18 protein-coding genes and 1 pseudogene are annotated in these 19484 nt (G+C 46.3%); 9 read left to right on the top strand and 10 right to left on the bottom strand.

The genetic code is table 11. The features are described 5' to 3' along the window. Positions 1–3: 3 nt before the first annotated feature. Complete coding sequence (ribD, locus tag FXV75_RS15360) at positions 4–1164, bottom strand: bifunctional diaminohydroxyphosphoribosylaminopyrimidine deaminase/5-amino-6-(5-phosphoribosylamino)uracil reductase RibD (protein ID WP_148834789.1); 1161 nt, start codon at positions 1162–1164, stop codon at positions 4–6. Next, positions 1161–1673, bottom strand: coding sequence for a transcriptional regulator NrdR (gene nrdR / locus FXV75_RS15355; RefSeq protein WP_262368575.1), 513 nt, complete (start codon positions 1671–1673; stop codon positions 1161–1163). Before nrdR ends, ribD begins: the two co-directional genes overlap by 4 nt. A 125-nt stretch (positions 1674–1798) precedes the next feature. Here nrdR and FXV75_RS15350 point away from each other — a divergent pair, with 125 nt between their 5' ends. Both FXV75_RS15350 and ettA read left to right on the top strand, forming a co-directional pair. Next, the gene (locus FXV75_RS15350; RefSeq protein WP_148834787.1) at positions 1799–2704 is read left to right on the top strand and encodes a DMT family transporter; all 906 of its coding nucleotides are present in this window, start codon (positions 1799–1801) and stop codon (positions 2702–2704) included. 80 nt (positions 2705–2784) lie between these two features. Next, a complete protein-coding gene (ettA, locus tag FXV75_RS15345; RefSeq protein WP_148834785.1) occupies positions 2785–4446 on the top strand; it encodes an energy-dependent translational throttle protein EttA in 1662 nt (553 codons plus the stop codon). A gap of 99 nt (positions 4447–4545) precedes the next feature. Here the strand turns inward: ettA and FXV75_RS15340 are convergent, their stop codons facing one another. Next, the gene (locus FXV75_RS15340; protein WP_148834783.1) at positions 4546–6474 is read right to left on the bottom strand and encodes a B12-binding domain-containing radical SAM protein; all 1929 of its coding nucleotides are present in this window, start codon (positions 6472–6474) and stop codon (positions 4546–4548) included. Positions 6475–6845: 371 nt separating this feature from the next. Here FXV75_RS15340 and FXV75_RS15335 point away from each other — a divergent pair, with 371 nt between their 5' ends. After that, entirely contained in the window at positions 6846–9098 is a 2253-nt protein-coding gene (locus tag FXV75_RS15335; RefSeq protein WP_187424905.1) for a methyl-accepting chemotaxis protein, read from the top strand. A gap of 45 nt (positions 9099–9143) precedes the next feature. Here the strand turns inward: FXV75_RS15335 and FXV75_RS15330 are convergent, their stop codons facing one another. Both FXV75_RS15330 and FXV75_RS15325 read right to left on the bottom strand, forming a co-directional pair. Further along, a complete protein-coding gene (locus FXV75_RS15330; RefSeq protein ID WP_148834779.1) occupies positions 9144–9293 on the bottom strand; it encodes a DUF2256 domain-containing protein in 150 nt (49 codons plus the stop codon). A 54-nt stretch (positions 9294–9347) separates the two neighbouring features. Beyond that, positions 9348–10073, bottom strand: a complete 726-nt coding sequence (locus FXV75_RS15325; protein ID WP_187424904.1) for a LysR family transcriptional regulator — start codon at positions 10071–10073, stop codon at positions 9348–9350. A 95-nt stretch (positions 10074–10168) separates the two neighbouring features. Here FXV75_RS15325 and FXV75_RS15320 point away from each other — a divergent pair, with 95 nt between their 5' ends. The 3 genes and pseudogenes from FXV75_RS15320 to FXV75_RS15305 all read left to right on the top strand — a co-directional run. Next, positions 10169–10831, top strand: a complete 663-nt coding sequence (locus FXV75_RS15320) for an NAD(P)H-binding protein (RefSeq protein ID WP_148834775.1) — start codon at positions 10169–10171, stop codon at positions 10829–10831. Between the two features lie 789 nt (positions 10832–11620). After that, complete coding sequence (locus tag FXV75_RS15315) at positions 11621–13114, top strand: Fic family protein (RefSeq protein WP_148834773.1); 1494 nt, start codon at positions 11621–11623, stop codon at positions 13112–13114. A gap of 1792 nt (positions 13115–14906) precedes the next feature. After that, positions 14907–15212: pseudogene (locus FXV75_RS15305) on the top strand (S24 family peptidase); the annotation flags it as partial. 87 nt (positions 15213–15299) lie between these two features. Here FXV75_RS15305 and FXV75_RS15300 read toward each other — a convergent pair. Next, positions 15300–16292 (bottom strand): AraC family transcriptional regulator, encoded by a 993-nt coding sequence (locus FXV75_RS15300; RefSeq protein ID WP_148834771.1) that lies wholly within the window; start codon positions 16290–16292, stop codon positions 15300–15302. Positions 16293–16435: 143 nt separating this feature from the next. Between FXV75_RS15300 and FXV75_RS15295 the strand changes: the two genes are divergently transcribed. The 3 genes from FXV75_RS15295 (at position 16436) to FXV75_RS16735 (ending at position 17854) form a co-directional block, all read left to right on the top strand. Beyond that, positions 16436–16846: an MAPEG family protein gene (locus FXV75_RS15295; protein ID WP_148834768.1), complete on the top strand. Its 411-nt coding sequence runs from the start codon at positions 16436–16438 to the stop codon at positions 16844–16846. Between the two features lie 110 nt (positions 16847–16956). Then, positions 16957–17703, top strand: coding sequence for an SDR family oxidoreductase (locus tag FXV75_RS15290; protein ID WP_148834766.1), 747 nt, complete (start codon positions 16957–16959; stop codon positions 17701–17703). Positions 17704–17743: 40 nt separating this feature from the next. Next, positions 17744–17854: a hypothetical protein gene (locus tag FXV75_RS16735; protein WP_410428247.1), complete on the top strand. Its 111-nt coding sequence runs from the start codon at positions 17744–17746 to the stop codon at positions 17852–17854. Here FXV75_RS16735 and FXV75_RS15280 read toward each other — a convergent pair. The 4 genes from FXV75_RS15280 to FXV75_RS15270 form a co-directional block, all read right to left on the bottom strand. Continuing rightward, complete coding sequence (locus FXV75_RS15280; protein ID WP_148834764.1) at positions 17804–18094, bottom strand: hypothetical protein; 291 nt, start codon at positions 18092–18094, stop codon at positions 17804–17806. The genes FXV75_RS16735 and FXV75_RS15280 overlap by 51 nt on opposite strands. Before the next feature lie 13 nt (positions 18095–18107). Next, entirely contained in the window at positions 18108–18560 is a 453-nt protein-coding gene (locus FXV75_RS16475; RefSeq protein WP_222863147.1) for a hypothetical protein, read from the bottom strand. Between the two features lie 122 nt (positions 18561–18682). Further along, entirely contained in the window at positions 18683–18814 is a 132-nt protein-coding gene (locus FXV75_RS16585; protein WP_262368574.1) for a hypothetical protein, read from the bottom strand. A gap of 3 nt (positions 18815–18817) precedes the next feature. Next, positions 18818–19459: a hypothetical protein gene (locus FXV75_RS15270; RefSeq protein WP_148834762.1), complete on the bottom strand. Its 642-nt coding sequence runs from the start codon at positions 19457–19459 to the stop codon at positions 18818–18820. Between the last annotated feature and the right edge of the window lie 25 nt (positions 19460–19484).

The following is a 19484-nucleotide window of genomic DNA, read 5'->3' as shown; positions in this document are numbered from 1 at the left end:
TTTTTATTCTTCTAAAAGTGATTCTTCAAAGTCATCGTCTACATAAGTTGGAAGATAGATTAAGCGTATATCTTGGCCGATTTGTCGAACGGATTTCAGCGTCAATTCGACCGCTTCGTCCATGCTGTCTAAAGGTAAGGTAAGCAGGGGGCGAGCACTAGAGCCAAGCAGTTTAGGTGCCATGTAGACGACGATCTCGTCAATAAGCCCCGCTTGCAAGAAACTTCCCGCCAGTTCGGCGCCCGCTTCTAAAAGGACTTCATTAATACCGGCATCAGCAAGTTGTTCCATAGCGTCGAGCAAGTCCAGTCGGCCATCGTGACCACGAGGCGCAAATTTTACGGTGACGCCTTTTTTGGTCAACGTATCCAGATGTTCTGTTTCGACTTCTTCTTCAATGGAGAACAACCACGCTTGCTGCGCTGGGAAGAGAATTTTGGCTTCGGGTACGATAGACAAAGCGGTGTCCATGATCACGCGGATAGGTTGGCGTACGTTTTTAGCATCGGTGTTTTGGTCGTTGCTGTTGATGCGTACTGTCATGCTGGGGTTGTCGGTCAAGACAGAGCCGATGCCTGTGACGATGGCGTCGCTTTGTGCGCGTAGTCGTTGCACATCAAGACGAGCATCTGCGCCGGTAATCCATTGACTTTCGCCTGACGCCATTGCTGTGCGACCATCTAGGCTCATGGCTAATTTGGCGCGAACGTAGGGTAAACCTTCGCGCATACGTTTGATAAAACCTGGATTTAAGGCTTCGCAATCGGCTTCTAAAATAGGCCCTGTGATGGTAATGCCTGCCTTCCTAATTTTGGTTAAGCCGCGCCCTGAAACCTCTGGGTTCGGGTCTTGCATGCCATAAACAAGGTGAGCGATGCCGGCTTTGATTAAGGCGTCTGCGCAGGGTGGAGTTCTGCCGTGATGGCTGCAAGGCTCTAATGTGACGTAGGCTGTCGCGCCGATGACATCATGTGGGTTTGCGTCGGCCAGAGCGTTAACTTCAGCGTGGCCCTCGCCTGCTTTTGCATGAAACCCTTGTCCGATGATCTGCTGATCTTTGACTAGAACACAGCCAACGCGAGGATTTGGGTGTGTTGTGTATAGGCCTTTTTGGGCGAGTTGAATCGCTTTCGCCATCCAGTATTCGTGTGTGTAAAGAGTCATAGTTTATCTTCTTTAGTGGATTCTGATGTCGAGGTAGATGAAGCGCTGGGAGCGGCGCAGCGATTTTCTAAATGATCGATGGCTTCTCGAAATTCACTGATGTCTTTGAAACTTCTATAGACGGAAGCAAAGCGCACATAAGCCACTTGATCAAGCCGTTGCAGCTCTTCCATGACGGCTTCACCCGTCCAGCGAGAGGGCAGTTCACGCTCGCCAGTGGCTTGCATTTTTTCTTTGATGCGAGTGATGGCCGTTTCAATCGCTTCGATGCTAACGGGGCGTTTCTCAATCGCTTTGATGATGCCGTTGCGTAACTTGTCGTCGTCAAAGACTTCTCGGCTGCCGTCACTTTTGATCAGTTTAGGCATTTGTAATTCGGCTACTTCAAAGGTGGTAAAGCGTTCTTGGCATTGGCTACAAGTTCGACGACGGCGTACTTGTGCACCTTCCGATACCAGCCGAGAATCCACGACTTTCGTTTCTTGAGTTCCACAAAAAGGGCATCGCATAGGGCTTCCAATAGGGCTAATTTGGTGTGAGAATGCCCCGATTGAGGCGGTTATTGTCTGCTTTAAATCATATCAACCTCGCCACGATTTAGCTACCGAGCTGGCATGTGCGAATAAGGACGGTTATGCCATTTGCTGAATTATCAGGCTTAGTTGCTGCGCTCTGTTGGACTCTGTCGAGTTTGATGGCTCCGAGTCTAATACAACGCTTTGGCACCATGCGTTTTAACGCAGTGCGTATTGCGATTGCCAGTGCGATTCTGTTAGTGATCAGCGTGATGGGACAGCGTTTTAATGAAGCGTTGTGGCACCATACCGAGGTCGTTATGTTGTCGGGTTTATTGGGGATTTTTATTGGTGATACCTTGCTGTTTAGTGCGGTACACCGCCTTGGTCCACGTCGTACAGGCGTGTTGTTTGCGACCAATGCACCTTTGTCGATAGTATTGAGCTGGTTATTTTTGAATGAGCAATTGACGCTGAGTCAGTTGTTCGCCTGTGGTTTGGTTTTATCGGGCGTGGTGGTGGCGATTTTGTTCGGTAAACGTAGCAATGCGCATGCGTGGGAGCAAACTAAAGGCAAATTAAGTACGGGGATTGTGTTGGCGCTTGGGGCGGCGTTGGGGCAGGCCAGTGGTGCGCTATTGAGTAAGCCGGCGTTGCTCGACGGCGCGGATCCAATTGCGGTGTCGGCGTTGCGTGTCAGTACCGGTGCGATTGCCTTGGCGGTGACGTATCTTCTTTTTTATCGACACAAACAATCGGTTGATGCGATTCCTTTCAATCAACTGACACGTCGAGACTTTGTTGGTATTGCGACATTGGCAACGATTGGTATGGTGATCGGCATGAGCGTGCTGGTTTGGGGCGTAGGGAATGCGAATGTGGGCGTGGTAACCACGTTATCCGCGGTCGTGCCTGTGCTGATTTTACCTGGATTATGGATCACCACCAAACAAAGGCCCACTATGGGCGCATGGGTTGGGGCGTGTTTTGTCGTGATCGGCGCGGCGCTGATTATTCTGCAGTAACAAGATTTGTGCTATTCTTATGGCACTTTTTAGGCACGGTATTCATTCATTTTATTATTCATAGGATAAGTTGATTCTTTATGGCTCAGTTTGTATATAGCATGCATCGCGTTGGGAAAGTGGTTCCTCCTAAACGTGAGATTCTCAAAGACATTTCTCTTTCTTTTTTTCCTGGCGCAAAAATCGGTGTTTTGGGTCTTAACGGTTCTGGTAAATCGACTCTTCTTCGCATCATGGCGGGGGTGGATACCGAGCACAACGGTGAAGCACGTCCCATGCCGGGCATTAAAATCGGCTACTTGGAACAAGAGCCTCAACTTGATCCAGAAAAAAATGTACGCGGTATTGTTGAGGAAGCGTTTGCTGACGTCATTAATGCGATGGCACGTTTGGATGCGGTTTACGCAGAATACGCAGAGCCCGATGCGGACTTTGACGCGCTAGCGAAAGAACAAGGCCAACTTGAAGCTTTGATCGAAGCGAAAGAAGGTCACAATTTAGAGCGTGCGCTCGAAGTCGCGGCCGATGCCCTTCGTCTTCCCCATTGGGATGCCAAAGTAGAGCACCTTTCTGGAGGTGAACGTCGCCGTGTGGCGTTGTGCCGTCTGTTGCTTAACAAGCCCGACATGATCTTACTGGACGAGCCAACCAACCATTTGGATGCCGAATCCGTGGCTTGGTTAGAGCGTTTCTTGAAAGATTATCCGGGCACTGTGGTAGCAATCACCCACGACCGTTACTTCCTCGACAACGCGGCTGGCTGGATTCTGGAACTTGACCGTGGCCACGGTATTCCATATGAAGGCAACTACTCGTCTTGGTTAGAGCAGAAAGACGCTCGACTACAAACCGAAGCGAAACAACAAGCGTCTCATCAAAAAGCGATTAAATCGGAGCTTGAATGGGTTCGCCAAGGCGCCAAAGGTCGTCAGTCTAAATCCAAAGCGCGTTTGGCTCGATTCGAAGAAATGAACTCTCAAGAGTTCCAAGATCGTAACGAAACCAACGAATTGTACATTCCACCAGGGCCGCGCCTTGGTGCTAAAGTCATCGAAATCGAAGGCGTAAGCAAAAGCTTCGAGCATAAGATGTTACTAGAAGACTTCAACATGGTGGTGCCGCAAGGTGCCATCGTCGGTGTGGTCGGTGGTAACGGAGCGGGTAAATCGACTCTGTTCAAAATGATCGCTGGCACGGAAAAACCGGATACAGGTACAGTGACTTTGGGTGAAACCGTGCAGCTGGCTTACGTCGATCAAATGCGTGAACTTGACGGCGACAAAACCGTTTTCGAAGAGATCGCCGATGGCCAAGACATGATCACGGTGAACAATTACAAAGTCGTGTCTCGTGCTTACATTGGTCGCTTTAACTTCAAGGGATCGGATCAACAGAAATTGGTTAAGCATTTGTCTGGTGGTGAGCGTAACCGTTTGCACCTTGCGAAATTGCTGAAAGAAGGCGGCAACGTCTTGCTACTGGATGAGCCGACAAACGACCTTGACGTAGAAACTTTGCGTGCATTGGAAGACGCGCTACTTGCCTTCCCAGGCGCTGCGATTGTTATTTCCCATGACCGTTGGTTCCTTGACCGTATCGCGACGCACATATTGGCGTACGAAGGCGATTCTAAAGCCGTCTTCTTTGAAGGGAACTACGCTGAATACGAAGCCGACTACAAGAAACGGACGGGTAATGAAGCCACACCAACGCGTATTAAATACAAACGTATTGATGCCTAATGTGACTGACGCCACTTCGGTTTAGGTGAAAAAACGAAAGCCGCTTTCAGTCATGAAAGCGGCTTTTTTGGTTGTGTGTTATGAGGTAGTTATGCCGACTTATCCCATTGCGATGAGGTTATGGATGGCATTGGAAATAAGGTCTTTCTTCATGGTGGTGCGGGCAACTGGGCGTTCAAACCAGAAGCTCATCGGTCGATCAAAGCCAATACCGTGCATGTAGTTGTACAAGGCTTTACGCAGGCCTTCGCCTAGCATGTCGTGATCGGTGCCGGTGGGGTCGGTGAAATCCACATCGTTTTCAGCGAAGAGTATCTCTGGACGCTCAGCCAAGGTGATGCCGTATTCTTCTGGATGTAGGCCGATTGGGCTGTGCACTGTGGCGGCGAATCGGTGCCAAAACGCCGACTGGAAACAGCCTTGTTGCATCATTTGGCGCACCATTTCGAGTGCGTCGATAGACTCTTGTTCCGTTTGTGTCGGAAATCCGTACATTAAATAGGCGTGCACCATGACGCCTGCTTCACTGAACCCCTTGGTCACGCGGGCGACTTGCTCGACGCTGACGCCTTTTTTCATCAGTTTGAGCAATCGGTCCGATGCGACTTCCAAGCCGCCGCTGACGGCGATGCAACCAGAGTCGGCCAGTAATTGGCACCGTTTGGGGGTGAAGGTTTTTTCAAAGCGAATATTGCCCCACCAACTGATGACCACGCCCCGTTCGATCAAGCGATTTGCCAGCGCAAAGAGTGCTTTTGGCGGAGCCGCTTCATCAACAAAATGAAAGCCGGTTTGTCCGGTTTCAGCGATCAACGCTTCAATGCGATCCACTAAAATGTCCGCACCGGCAGCGTCATAGCGGTCGATGTAATCCAGACTGACATCACAAAAACTGCATTTACGCCAATAACAACCGTGGGCAATGGTGAGCTTATTCCAGCGGCCATCGCTCCAAATACGGTGCATTGGGTTTAGCATTTCGCACAAAGACAAATATTCCGTTAGCGGTAGACCATCGTATACAGGCGCGCCCACGTCGGTCTGCGGAATATCGTGCAGCTCGGTGTTTTGATTGAGGTGCACATAGGGTTCGCCTTGATCGTTTTCAGCAAGAAAGTAAGTACGCACTAACTCGTCTATTTCTCGTTTTCCGTCGAAAAACTCCAACAGCGTCATAAAGGGGCGTTCGCCATCATCAAGACAGATAAAGTCGACAAACTCAAAAATACGAGGGTCTTTCAGTGCGCGTAATTCGGTGTTTACAAAGCCGCCGCCCATGACAATGGGCAACTCTGGATTGATCGCTTTGCAGGTCTGAGCGATACGCAATGCGCCCAACATGTTGCCGGGAAATGGCACGGTGAGCGCAACAACGCTGGGCTGGGTTTCTTCCAAGTATTGCTCGATTAGTTGTTCGAGAATCTCTGAGCTGAAACTCGGCTCACCCATTAACGTATCGTATAAGTTGTCAAAACTGGGGTTCGCGGCGGCGAGTCGTTCGCCGTAACGGCTGACTTCAAAATAGGGGTCTACGCCTTGTGTAATCACGGCGGACAAATCATTGATGAACAGCGTCGCTAAGTACTTTGCTTGATCTTGTACGCCCAGGGTGCCGAAGGCGCTTTTGAGTACATCGCCCGATACGGATTCCATTTGTTCGATGGTGTCGAATGCCGGGCCTTCGGGCAAGAAACGACGCGAAATAATACGCAGCGCCAAGCTAGGGTCTTTGCTTTGTAAAAAACGAATGGCGGGCTCGACAGCGAGGCGATAACGGTCGAATTCTGCCAAGAAAGTGTAAATCGCATCGGGCAATTCATCGTCGTCGAATGATTCGAAATTGTCTTCCACGTGTTGGCGAATGATGTCCAGTGCGGGTGCCGTCATCATTTCTAAAAACAGTTCGATGGCGGGATCGCGCTGCACCGCGTCGTAACCCCGAGAGCGCAAAAAACCGGTGAGATACGCCGTAGCTGGATAGGGCGTATTCAACTGAGTCATCGGTGGGGTCATGAGAAGAACGGTCATAAGATGCCTTGGTACTCAATATAAAAAGATAGAAAAGCATTCTAGCAGTAAACAAGAAAAACCACGCTTAAAAACGTATTGCTAAGAAATCAAACCGTTGGAATGACACAGACTATAAAGACATCTCAATACGTACGGTTTAATCCTGACTTAATGGTTATATAGGAGAGGATTTAATCATCAAAAAATATGATGTGTTTTGTCATAAAATGGTGCAAGTAATGTGAAATAGCGATTTTAATCTCTTCAGTAACTTGTTATAAATAGCCCCAAATTATAATCGTTTACATTTTTATACAAATTAAACGGCATAAACGGACAATTAACCCATGGCATTGATTTCAATGTGGGGTTAGATAGCGGAGATGTTCATGAAATTTACTCGCAAAATGATTTTGATCATGCTGTTGATAGGATTAATTCCTGTTACCTTGGTGGCTACTGTTGCTATTCAAATCGCCACTCATTCTTTAGAAAAACAAGCCTTCAACCAGCTAGAGTCCGTTAGAGAAAGTAAAACGCTGACCATTAAGCAGTATTTGACGTCCCTGACGAATCAGGTCGAGGTCATGGCAATAGATCCAAGTCTACAAAAAGCCATGAGTAACTTTCGTTTTGCTTATGAACAAGTGGCCGAGGGCGATTATGAAGTCGATTTTACTGATCAGGATTTAGCGCAAAAGCGACAAGTGTTAAAGCAATTTTATCGCACTGAGTTCGCACCAAGGTTAACGCAGCAGGATGCCAAACACGGCATTGGAGATACCAGTCAGCTGGTTGATCAGTTATCTGATACGGCGGTTATTTTACAAGAAGCCTATATCGTCAACAACGCCAACCCCATCGGTAACAAAGACGCTTTAGTGGCGTCGGCCCTGAACTTTGCCTACGATAAAGCGCATGAAGACATTCATACGTATTTATCCGACGTGCAAAAACGCTTTGGATTTTACGATATTTTTCTGGTTAGCAATGAAGGCGATATTGTCTACAGCGTTTTTAAAGAAATTGATTACGCAACCTCGCTTACCAAGGGGCCTTTTGCGCACACAGGCCTAGGCCAAGCGTTTGAAAACGCCCTTGCGCGCACTGATACACAAGCTACAGTGGTAGACTTTGCCATGTACCTACCTTCCTATAATAGCCCTGCGGCTTTCATTGCTGCTCCTATGCACGGCAAAGATGGTCATTCCCAAGGCGTTATTATTGCTCAGTTTCCGCTCGATAATATGAACAAAATCATGGGAGAGCGTGTAGGATTAGGCAAAACTGGAGAGACGTATTTAGTCGGTGATGACCTCTTAATGCGATCTGATTCGTTTTTAGATTCTGATGCACACAGCGTTGTCGCCTCCTTTTTACAACCAGAAACGGGAAAAATCGAAACGCTTTCTTCACGTGAGGCCTTATCAGGCAAAGCGGGCATTCAAGTCATCACCGGTTATCAAGGGCAGCCAATATTATCTGCCTATGCGCCACTGGCGTTTTCTGGTTTACAATGGGCCATCTTCGCTGAAATTGATAAAGCAGAAGCCTATGCCGATGTCTATTGGTTGTATTTATTTGCGGGCGGCTTGCTTGTGATTACTATTTTGATTGTCACGGCTGTTGCATTGTACACCGCACGTTCTGTATTAATCCCGATCGGCGGTGAGCCAAAAGAGATTCAGTCTATTGTCGAACAAGTGGCTGCAGGTGACCTTACTTATGCATTTAATTTAACCGGAAAAGAAACCGGAATTTATCGTGCATTAGCGACCATGGTGACCGATTTAAGGGCGCTCATTCAGCACATTGTTTCAGCCGCAGAAACACAAGCCAGTACCGCGCATGAACTGGCGTCTACGACAGAGCAGGCGAATGTCAATTTGCACACACAACACCAAAATACCATGCAAGTCGCGACGGCAATGCACCAAATGTCCTCGACGGTGAACGAGGTCGCACAAAACACGTCAAAAGTAGCCGAGTCAACCAAACAGGCTCGTGCCGCCGTCATTCACAGTGCAGACCAGGTCGCTGCTGCGTCTCAAAGTATGCAAAAAGTCGCGCAGGTTTTGTCAGAAGCTGGCCGTAAAGTAGATGATGTGAATCATAAGGCCAATGATATTTCAGGGGTGCTTCAGACCATAAAAGGCATTGCAGACCAGACCAATCTATTGGCGCTAAATGCCGCCATAGAAGCCGCTAGAGCCGGTGATCAAGGGCGAGGTTTTGCGGTGGTCGCCGACGAAGTCCGCACATTGGCGTTAAACACCCAAAAGGAAACAGAGCAAATTGCTTCGATTATTCAAGCGCTGCAACAAGGCTCCAATGACGCGAAAAATACCATGGCGTTGAGTGTAGAAGAAGCGCATCAGGTTGCTCAAGCGACGCTTGACACCGTCGAGAGCTTAAAAGAAGCAGTGCTTCATGTGGAGCAGTCGTCAGATATGTTGATGCAAATCGCCAGCGCAGCGGAAGAGCAATCCAGTGTTGCGGTTGAAATCAACCAAAACATACATTCCGTTAATGCAATGTCGACAGAAAACGAACAAGCCATGGGTCATATTGCTCGTGCAAGTGAGGAGCTAGCGACACTCTCGGAACAGCTCAATCACACAGCCAAAAGGTTTACTTCTTAATTATTTAACATCAACATTCCAATAACATTAGTAGGCTTAGGGCCTCTAATGTTGTTGGTTTTTACCTTGTCTTTTACAGCGCTCGGAGCAGTACTTCACTTGCGCCCAATCGCGTGCCCACTTTTTGCGCCATGCAAATGGCCGCTGGCAAACGGGGCATATTTTTTCGGGTAAATGGTGTTTCTTGTGAGTCATAACCGCCTCTTTTAGACTGACACTTTTACATTAAAATCTTGCTAATCGTATTCCTCAAACCAAGCCTAAGCCCTTTTTGACCAATTCCCATTGTAGCCCTTGAAACGGCGTGACGATGGGAAAGTGCTGTTCCGTCAATGGCCAGCCCAAGGCATGTAAGCGACGGAGGAGATCGCCTTCTCGCTCAAAACCAATGATTTCAACCGCCCCAAGGTTTTTTGGCTGTGCGAGCGAGCCATAACGAGCCACCGGGTCAGGTAAACCATAAAGCCAAATGGGCTCGTCGACCAAACGACGAGCAATCAAATCCAGCTCGGTTGGCTGAAAGCTTCGTATGGCGATATCGGCGTCACGGCGTTTGAGGTCACTGATGCTATTATTAACATGAATGGTCAGCCGGATCGTGGGCGCGTGCTCTCTTAGAAAGGCCGTGATCGAGGGCAGCCGAAACAGCGCGTCTATTTCGCTGACAGACAGGCTGACTTCGCCCTCCAAGTCGGACGACAACCCCGACACTGCCAAGCTTACTTGCTGCGCGGCCATGCCCATTGGCGCGGCGTATTCCAGCAAATGCTGCCCAGCGTCGGTCAAGACTAAGCCTGTGCTAAGGCGTTCAAACAGCGTGACGTTAAGTGCGCTTTCAAGGTTGTAAATCTGACGGCTCAAGGTGGGTTGAGTCACGCCTATGTGCTTGGCCGCTTTTGAAAAAGAACCTTCTCGTGCGGCGGTAAGAAACGCTTTTAACGCATTCCAATCTAATTGCTCGTATTGATTTGCCATACAAATACGCATATCCGATCTTTGATTTTGGGTAATTTTAATAGCATATCGACCCCGTTAGACTTTATCCATACAAAAACGAACAGGTGGATAATATGACCGCGACAAAACACATCGCCATTCTTGGTGGCTCGGGCAAACTGGGAAGGTACATGATCGAAGAGGCCTTGTTATTGGGCTACCAAGTCACCGCGGTGTGTCGACCTCAGAGTGTGGGAAAGTTGGAACAATGGAAAGACCGAATCCAAATCGTGCCCGCTTACACCGACGATCGTGAGGCATTGGGACTTTTGTTGCCCAAGGTCGATGCGGTGTTAACCGTATTGGCGCCTTGGGGTGTCAATGGCTATGCAACGAATACCGCCAAGGCCGTGCTGGATTTCGCATCACCGAATGCGCGATTGATTTTTTCATGCGGTTGGCACATCAGCCGTGATGGCAAAGACCAGTACTCCTTCAAACTAAAATGTTTCGTCGCCGTCTTTGAAAAATTAGCACGCTGGTTACGCATCGCCGACATTGCTGACCAAGTGCGCGCGACCAATGCCATATTTACCTCAACACAGCCTTGGACCGTCGTACGCGGCTGTGATCTAGAAGAGGGTGACAGTCAAGGAATGCCTATTTGGGCGGAGCACGTAGGAGATGAACGCATTGCACACAACCTAGTGCGTCGCATCGACTTCGCCAAATTCATGGTCGCTGCTATCGAGAAAGACGAACTGATACAAACAGCGCCTGCTATTGCGAGTTGCTAAATACATAAATGAATCCAATATGTCTTCATGCTGTCGCTTTTTATACCTGCTGGTCTAAAGCCCAAGCCAAGACCTCAAAAATTTTCTGATCCGTGCATTGCGCCACATTGGGACGCCGCTATGTCCGTTACTTCAACTACACCTATCAAAGAACGGGCACATTGTGGGAAGGGCGATTTAAATCTTGTGTCATCAGTGCTGAGGAATACTTTTTTATCTGCCAGCGATATATTGAGCTAAATCCCGTTAGAGCCAATATGGTGAAGCATCCAGCCGACTACAAATGGTCGAGCTATCGCTTTCACGCTCAGGAGTCACTGGATCGACAAAGTGAGCTTTGGCAACCGCATGAACTTTATCTCAAGCTTAGCCGTCAGCAAGAAACGCGAGCGAAGCGTTACCAAGACTTATTCAAATACCACATCTCGAAGAAGAACTCGGACGGATTCGATCCGCTACGCATTCAGATATGGCACTGGGAGACGAACGTTTTAAAGAGGAGATCGAGAAGCTAACGGGTAGGCGAGTGACGCCAAGAAAGCGCGGAAGGAAACCGAGCCAGATGGACTAAATTTTCATCTGAACCCAATTGTTCCAGCCTGTAATCTTTTTCTTGAAGAAATGGAGATTTGTAACAAAAATCTTAATTTCGTAAACATTTTCTTAGACTAAATTGCAGTTAGGCGTATCCAACACCAAGTAACAGTGCTTAAAATGTAACTATTATCTTAGTGAATGAAGCAGATATAACTAAAATCTTAGTTTTGTAAAAATTTTTTGGTACTGAATATGACAAATACATCCGTAGGCTACGCTCACTTACTGGAGCGCGCAGAGATAAAAGCGCTGCCGTTGCAAGTATCTGCCCGTGTTATGCCAGTCACTAAGATACAACTAATTGACAATACATTAGCAACGCCTGCCTCATTAAAGCCTTCGGATAAGATACTCGATCACATTCTTTTTGCACTGAAATACGAAGACCTTAATTTACAAATACTCTCCCAAGCTCTGCTTCAGGTGGACGAAAGCGAGCTTTTGGCTGTCTATGAATCTTCGCCTATGGGCAAATATATCCGTATTGCCTGCCTACTTTGGGAACACTTTCATCAGCAATCATTACCACGCACCACTGAACTAACACGGGGTAACTATATCCCTTTATTGGATCCAAAGCGTTTTATCACCGCAGATAATCAGACGAATAAACGCTGGCGCGTCCATGTCAATGTAATCGGCTCCTTAGACTACAGCATCATCGTGAAGCGAACTGAGCGACTTGAAAAGGCATTGGCCAAAAACACTTTGCAAAAAGCCAAAGAGTTTACTGATGGTTTAGATGACGCCATGCTCAACCGAGCTTTATCTTGGGTGTATCTCAGTGAAACCAAAGATTCCTTCGCTATCGAGAAAGAGCAGCCCGATACCAATAAAATCCAGCGGTATACCAACCTACTGAGACAAGCACACATTCCCCGTGCAATCGATGAAGACTATTTAGCAGAATTGCAAAAGGCCACGATCAACAACCCCTATGAATGGGCCGTGTCCTATCGCAATGAGCAGAACTACTTAAGCAATGGCCATGGGTCTATCGGCGTCACGTATGTACCGCCCTCACCGAATTTATGCCGTGAACTGATGAAAGAGTGGGAGCAATTGACCAACCAGTTACCAGAGCAAGTAGATCCTGTTGTACTTGGCGCGGTCATCTCATTTGGTTTTGTATTCTTACACCCTTTTATGGATGGGAATGGACGCTTATCACGCTTTATGTTTCACCACGTATTATGCCGCAGCGGTCAGCTCGCGAATGGCCTATTACTGCCTGTCTCGGCCGTTTTGCATAACAAAGAGCGAGAGTATCTTGCAACATTAAGCGCCTACTCCTCCGAAATCAGAACCTTCTGGCAAGTTGATTACCTTGATGCTGAAAACTTCGCCTTTGAATTCAACGGTCATGAATCTATCTATCGTCATTGGGATGGCACCGCCTGTGCCGAGCTAATGGCGGAAGCATGCGACGAAGCCATGGAACACTATATCAAGCAGGAAGTGGCGTATCTCAATCAATACGACGCTCTAAAACGCCATATCAATAAGCAGTACGATATTAATGATAGAACCCTTTCAAAGTTGGTCGTCTTCTGTTTAGAGCAAAGCGGCAAGATATCTAAGAAACGTAGAGATCAGTTTCAATATGAAGTGCCCACTGATGCCTTTGACGCTTTAGAACAAGCCTACTCAGAAATGGAATTAGGGTCTGAAATTGGAGTCAGATGAAAATAGAAAACTTACCAAAGAACCGGCACATTGTGGGAAGGGCGATTTAAATCTTGTGTTATCAGTGCTGAGGAATACTTTTTTATCTGCCAGCGATATATCGAACTGAATCCCGTTAGAGCGAATATGGTCAGCTCATCCAGCTGACTACAAATGGTCGAGCTATCGCTTTCACGCTCAGGAGTCACTGGATCTGCAAAGTGAACTTTGGCAACCACAAGAGCTTTATCTCAAGCTTTATTCAAATACCACATCTCAGAAGAAGAACTCGGACGGATTCGATCCGCTACGCATTCAGATATGGCACTGGGTGGGAAACGAACGTTTCAAAGAGGAGATCGAGAAGCTATGCGAAAAATAAAAAAAGCCATGCATCTGCGTGGCTTTTTTTATTTTAAAGTAATGTATTTCTCATTACGAGAATAAATCATCATAGCCCTCGCTATCAGTGCATCCTCAGTTGCTTTCAATATCAGAGCCAAACAGTTTTTTCAGTACACCCAACACCCAACACCCAACACCCAACACCTAAAATGTCTCCTTATTTTTCTGATTGTAGTGGTTAATTGCTAAGAAAATGTTTTGGCTACCAAGATTTTTGTTCAGTTTGGCCGTTTTGCTAAGAAAATTGTTACGCTTTACTGCTTTTGAGCATCACTTAGAGGGCTCTGCAGAACTTGAAGCAAGAGTTAGGGATGTAGAATTTCATAACGGACAGTTATATGCTTTTTAGCAACACGGCTCCTTTCAATGACGTTACTAAATGTAGCGGATTTGCTTAGGAGTTTTTTGTGCCCAAAGAAAGCCAGAAACCGCTAGGGGCTGTCGGTAAAAAAGCTTTCGACCAGACTATCTTGGTTGTTTTAAAGTCTACCTCAAGATTCTTTATCATTGGCTGTTTGTTGTCGGTTGTAATACGTTGGTGTCAATACTAAAATTGACCATGTAGAAGGGCTTAACATATGACTTATTACTGGATTGTCCATATGTTCTCACGCTACCAATGATTCGCCAGTGACATCATTGTTGATGGTTAGACTGAACATTGTTTAGTCACCCTGACCCCAAAGAGCTAAAATCTTCTGGTCTTTCTGGGATATCCGCGAGGCGCTCTAGCGGAAATGGCGCAGGGGCTCTTGTCATTGATGGTTCCTCTTCAATTCTATTATTCGCTTTGGGTTATTTCACTGTGCCCTGTCCGTTTATAAACGCATTTGTACAAAATGCACATTGGATACCTCAGCGTTTTTTTAATCTTTCTACTGGGTGAACCCATGTATGAAGGCTTTGGCTAAGCCTTTCAGAAAGCCTTAGCCAAACCCTTTAGGTAACCCTTACCGATACCCTTTACGTATGGCTTAGCCAACCCCTTTTCAAACGGTTGCAAAAGGCTTGAACTGAGTTCGACTGAGCATTTTAAAGATGCTCCTGACTTCTCTTTAAGCCAGTAAATTCAATACGAAGCAGAATTTTACTAACTGTTTTGAAACCCTTTGCAAAGGGTTCAACAAGCCTTGTCTGACGGTTACTTGACCCATGCGTTAACCAGTAGCAGTAACAGGATCAGTAACAAGAGCAGTAGGCAGAAGCAGTATTGTCCAAGCCTTGCAGGCTTTGACAAGGGCGAGCGATCCCCCACATCTAGTTTTTCAACACAAAAAAGAAATCACCCACGACACAACGTCTTACTCGAACAACTACAGTTTTACCTACAATTTTACTTGTAGAAATCAGCATAGCATTAGATACTGTATAAAAAAACAGTATTAATTGTAGTTTTTCGAGGTTCGTCATGAGTGTCTCGCTGATAGGCCGTAGCGGCGCACTTGCCTTCATCAAAGCCAAGCGCCTTCGTATTCCATTGTTCATGGAACGTGTTTCTGCTGGTTTTCCCTCGCCAGCGCAAGATTATGTTGAGCAAACGCTCGACCTCAACGAGCTGTGCATCAAGCGACCCGCTGCAACGTTCTTTGTGCGTGTTGAAGGTGATTCAATGATTGATGCCGGGATTCACCCAGATGATATTTTGGTGGTTGATCGCTCTGTCCAAGCAGAACACGGTGACATTCTCATCGCTGCAAAGTTTGGTAAAGTCAGCAGTGTGGTTGTGGTGTCAACATAAAAAACTTAGTACTAACTCAACGGAGAGTTCTTTTACTAGGCGGCCTTGTTTAATCACCGGCATTTAATCTAATGGGAGGGTGGCGCGAAATGTCTCCGGGGTTGTTCCTGTCCACTTTTTAAAAGCGCGATGAAACGATTTAGGATCATCAAACCCGACTAATCGGGCAATTTCATAAGGCTTTAGAGTACTTTTTAAAAGATATCGAAAAGACAACTCTTGTCGCACTTTATCCAATATACCTTGATACGCTTGATTATGTCGCCTGAGTTTTCTCTGCATAGTCGCACGACTGACGCCGAGTTGCTCACAGATGGATTCAGCTCGAACGGGCCCTACGTTAAGCGCCTGTCGTATGGCTACTTCTACGTGGTTTGGAAATTCAACACCCTCATTTTTTACATTTAGTTGCCGTTCTAGATCCATTTCAATTTCACGCCAAAGTGCTTCATTTTCAGAAATAAACGGCCACGCACTGTCTTCTGCCGAGAATTCAATGATCACATTGCGGCTTTCGCTCACGCTCTGACCAAAGTAAGTACGTGATGTGTCTGATGAAACATGGCCACTTGGAAGCGAAATTGTCTCTGGAACAATAGGCCTTGCCGTATGACTTCGGGCTTTTTCCACGACGAAAATAGCAATCGGAATTGCCAAGGATGGAGGTAATACCACGGCGTCATGATCTGAGGTGATTTCCATGCGTATGCCGCCTTTTTTTGGTGACAGATGCAGGGTAACTGGCCCAAATAAGGCTTTGTAACGTGCTAGACGTCGCAGTGCTTCTCTTAAATTTGGTGCTGATGAAAAGGCGAGGAAGATGGGAATAACTGGGCCATGTGCCATGGCTCGTCCGAGAAAAAAAGGGTCTGCACTCTCACCCGCCAACACGATGATACGTTCCCAGAGTCGAATGAAATCAGCACCATAGACATTTAGATCCATGTTGACAGATTTGAGTGTCAGCAAAGGCAGCTCCTTTAATGCTTCAATTGGGTCTACCCCTAAAATGGGGCAGACCGCATTTTTGAGTACCGCTATAGAGTGCTTATTCAATACCGTCTCCGATTATTGAGAGAATAACGTTGCATTAGGTCGACCGAAAATACCACTCCGCGACTGCTTTTACAACTCGAATGAGTGTGCTGAGACTGGCAATATAACGTTATCAATTCTAGCTTCAGAAAAGGCGCAATAGCATGTCAATAGAAATACTCAGCGTTTTGACTTACACCTTACTTATTTTAGTGACCGTCATTTTCCAAGCCAACTACGCTGCGTCAAAGACAGGGCTGACGTATAACTTGGGCAATCGAGATCAACCTCAAGCCAATAAACCTCCGCTGCAAAATCGTATAGAGCGCACCCTCGGCAATTTAAAAGAAGGCGGAATCCTGTATTTACCCCTGGCACTCTTAGCCGTGAGTACCGAGATTTCTAACTCTTGGACATACTACGCCGCCCTCGCGACTATTCTATCTCGTATTCTTTACGTACCAATTTACATTATCGGCATACCCGTTGTCCGAACATTAGTCTGGACACCCAGTTTGCTAGCCATTCCAGCAATGGCATACGGCATCGTTACTGGGCTGACAACCACAGGCTAACAACCTTTCATCACGGTTTTTTACGAAACAAATTTCGTTGAGACCTTTGCAACAGAGCGTAACTACACAGATACACCAAATTTACTTTCCTCTTTAATAAGGCAGAACCTATGAAACTAACCAACAATATCGTCCTAATCACTGGCGGTGCATCTGGCATTGGAGCGACTATGGCGGAGCGCTTTAAGAATATGGGAAATACGGTCATTATTTGTGGTCGAAACAAAGAAAAGCTTGCTCAAGCGGCGAGCACAATGGGGGTTGATTCAGTCATATGTGACATTTCCAGTCCTGAGCAATGTCAGTCGATGCTTAATACCATCAGCAAAAATCATGGTCGACTCGATATATTAGTGAATTGCGCTGGTGTGATGTTTGCCTATGACTTTGCCAATGATCTAGATACAGCTACCAAGATTCAAACTGAAATTGAGATTAATGCCATTGCGCCTTTACAGCTAACTCATGCAGCTTTACCCCTCTTAAAACAAAGTAAAGCGCCTGCCATAGTATTTGTTAGCTCTGGCCTGGCCTATGTATCATACTTTGCTACCCCTGCGTATTCAGGTAGCAAAGCATTGATCCATCATAGTGCGCAAGCCCTACGCCACCAATTAAAACCGCATGGAATTCAAGTGTTTGAACTTTTACCACCGATCACAGATACTCCTATGGCAGAGGGTATGAATACTGGGCATTTTAAAAAAATGGCTCCCTCTGCTGTCATCGATGAATTGATCAACGGGATGCAAACAGGAAAGGTCGAGATTGCAGCAGGAGCTTCCAAGCAGTTACATTTTATGAGTCGCCTCGCCCCAAATTTTTTGTTTAAACAAATGGTAAAGTCGTTTACTTAACGCTCTATATTTCTTTTTTAAGTTAGTATCTACAGCTCGATTGCTCGCATTAGTCCCGGTTGATGATGTTTGGGGCGTTGGTAGACGGCTTTCTAAGCGTTTAAATGCCTTGAAAAACTCCGACTTCGAGTCGGAAGTGTTGCTCTCTTAATATTTTATGTCTTTCTCTTAAAAGCTGAGTCGCTTCAATTTCTGAGTGAAGGTCGGGGTTATTGAGAAAAGTATGAGTCAGTGATGTTGTCCAGTGTTTTGAAAAAGCGATTGGATTGATGCCTTTTTCGGCTGCATCCATTATAACAATGATCAGCTTGTTATTTTTTACACCTATCGCGACAGCATCGTTGTTGCTCTTGCGAGTATTTCCTTGTCGGCTAAACCAATCAATATCCATATTGCATGCCTTATTATGAAATGGCCGTTAAACGTTCGTAGATTATGTCTTCCCGATCTTGATTACCGTTTGTTATGTTTTGCACGGCATAACCAAAGTCGTTAATTTTCATCAGTATTTGAATCTCTTGGGCTATGTAGGCTTTAACGTCTTCTGGTGCGTTTTGGATTTCAGTAGCTAGGCTTTCTCTACCATCAATTAGATTGAGAAGGTCTTCGATATCTTGGCTTGCCAATGGGTCTTGCTTGCCTCGGCATTTGTAGGCTTCAAGCTTGGTTGCAACAAAAGCGATGGAATTGACTACGTTGATTATGAGTGTTTCATCTAATTTGTAATCAATGGCGGATTCCATTGCGTATTTATACCAAGGATTACTAAAACCAAGAAAGGCTCTACTAAAACCATCAATCGTTTCATCGTCGGGCATAATGTCTACTCGTAGGTCGCCTAGCTTCATTGCGCACATAGGCCAATCTTCCTCGAGCCTAGATGCTTCTATGAAACCGTGTGATTTAAGTTGATCCGTTAGTTTATTGTATTCGACATAGCCCATTACGCTAACAATCAGATCGACATCTTCGGTATGCCTTACTTGCTCAACGGTAAATTCATCAGTAAGGCTGTCGTGCAGCCGCCGACAAAGGTTACCGTTTCCCTTAACTCATCTAATGCTAAGGCGACTTGCTTTAGCATTTCTTTTTGGACATCTCTTGCGCTCATTGCTTACTCCAAAAAAGACTTTAGCTTGTCCTTTGCTATGTTGGCTTCTCGCGCATTGCCTAATCGTATGGCGTCGATTAAGGCGAGCATGGCATACATGTCTGGATCTTTTCTTATAGCCCGAGTGACGGACTTAAATAAAGGCTCAACAGCTTGTCCTTTATTTGTACCTCTTGCATCTGGCCACACAGGAATAAGCTCTCCCGAACTTATAATATCGTTTTGTAAAATAGGCGCGGCGAACGATGTTCCTATACCTCTAGTGACTTCGCCGTGCTTGGCAGGAAAAACATACTTAATGCCTGAAATAATAAACTCAAATAGGGCTTTTTTATTGGCCCTCGGCACGCCAAATTGTCGATCTTTTTTAGCTAAGCCAATGTCTATGCTGCGTCTTAGCGATTCGCTGATCTGAGTTTTGCTTATGCCTGTTTCTGCTTCGAGGTTACGAGTAGTGTAGGCATAATCACGGAATTCACTGCCTATTGTTGGAAAGAATGTGTGCTGACCAATATTATCGCTATGGCCTTCCCAGTCTCGCCAGTCGTGAGGCCATGTGAATATACCTCTATCTTGTGAGGACGAGTTCTCTTGGTGTTCGAGAGAAATCAGCTTTAATAGCAAACCTATATCTTGACTTTTCATAGTATTATAAAGCCTCTTGTCCTGT

Source organism: Marinomonas sp. IMCC 4694, assembly GCF_008122525.1.
In the GTDB taxonomy this organism is placed as follows: Bacteria; Pseudomonadota; Gammaproteobacteria; order Pseudomonadales; family Marinomonadaceae; genus Marinomonas.
The sequence above is the reverse complement of the archived record's forward strand: the minus strand, read 5'-3'. Positions and strand labels throughout refer to the sequence as shown.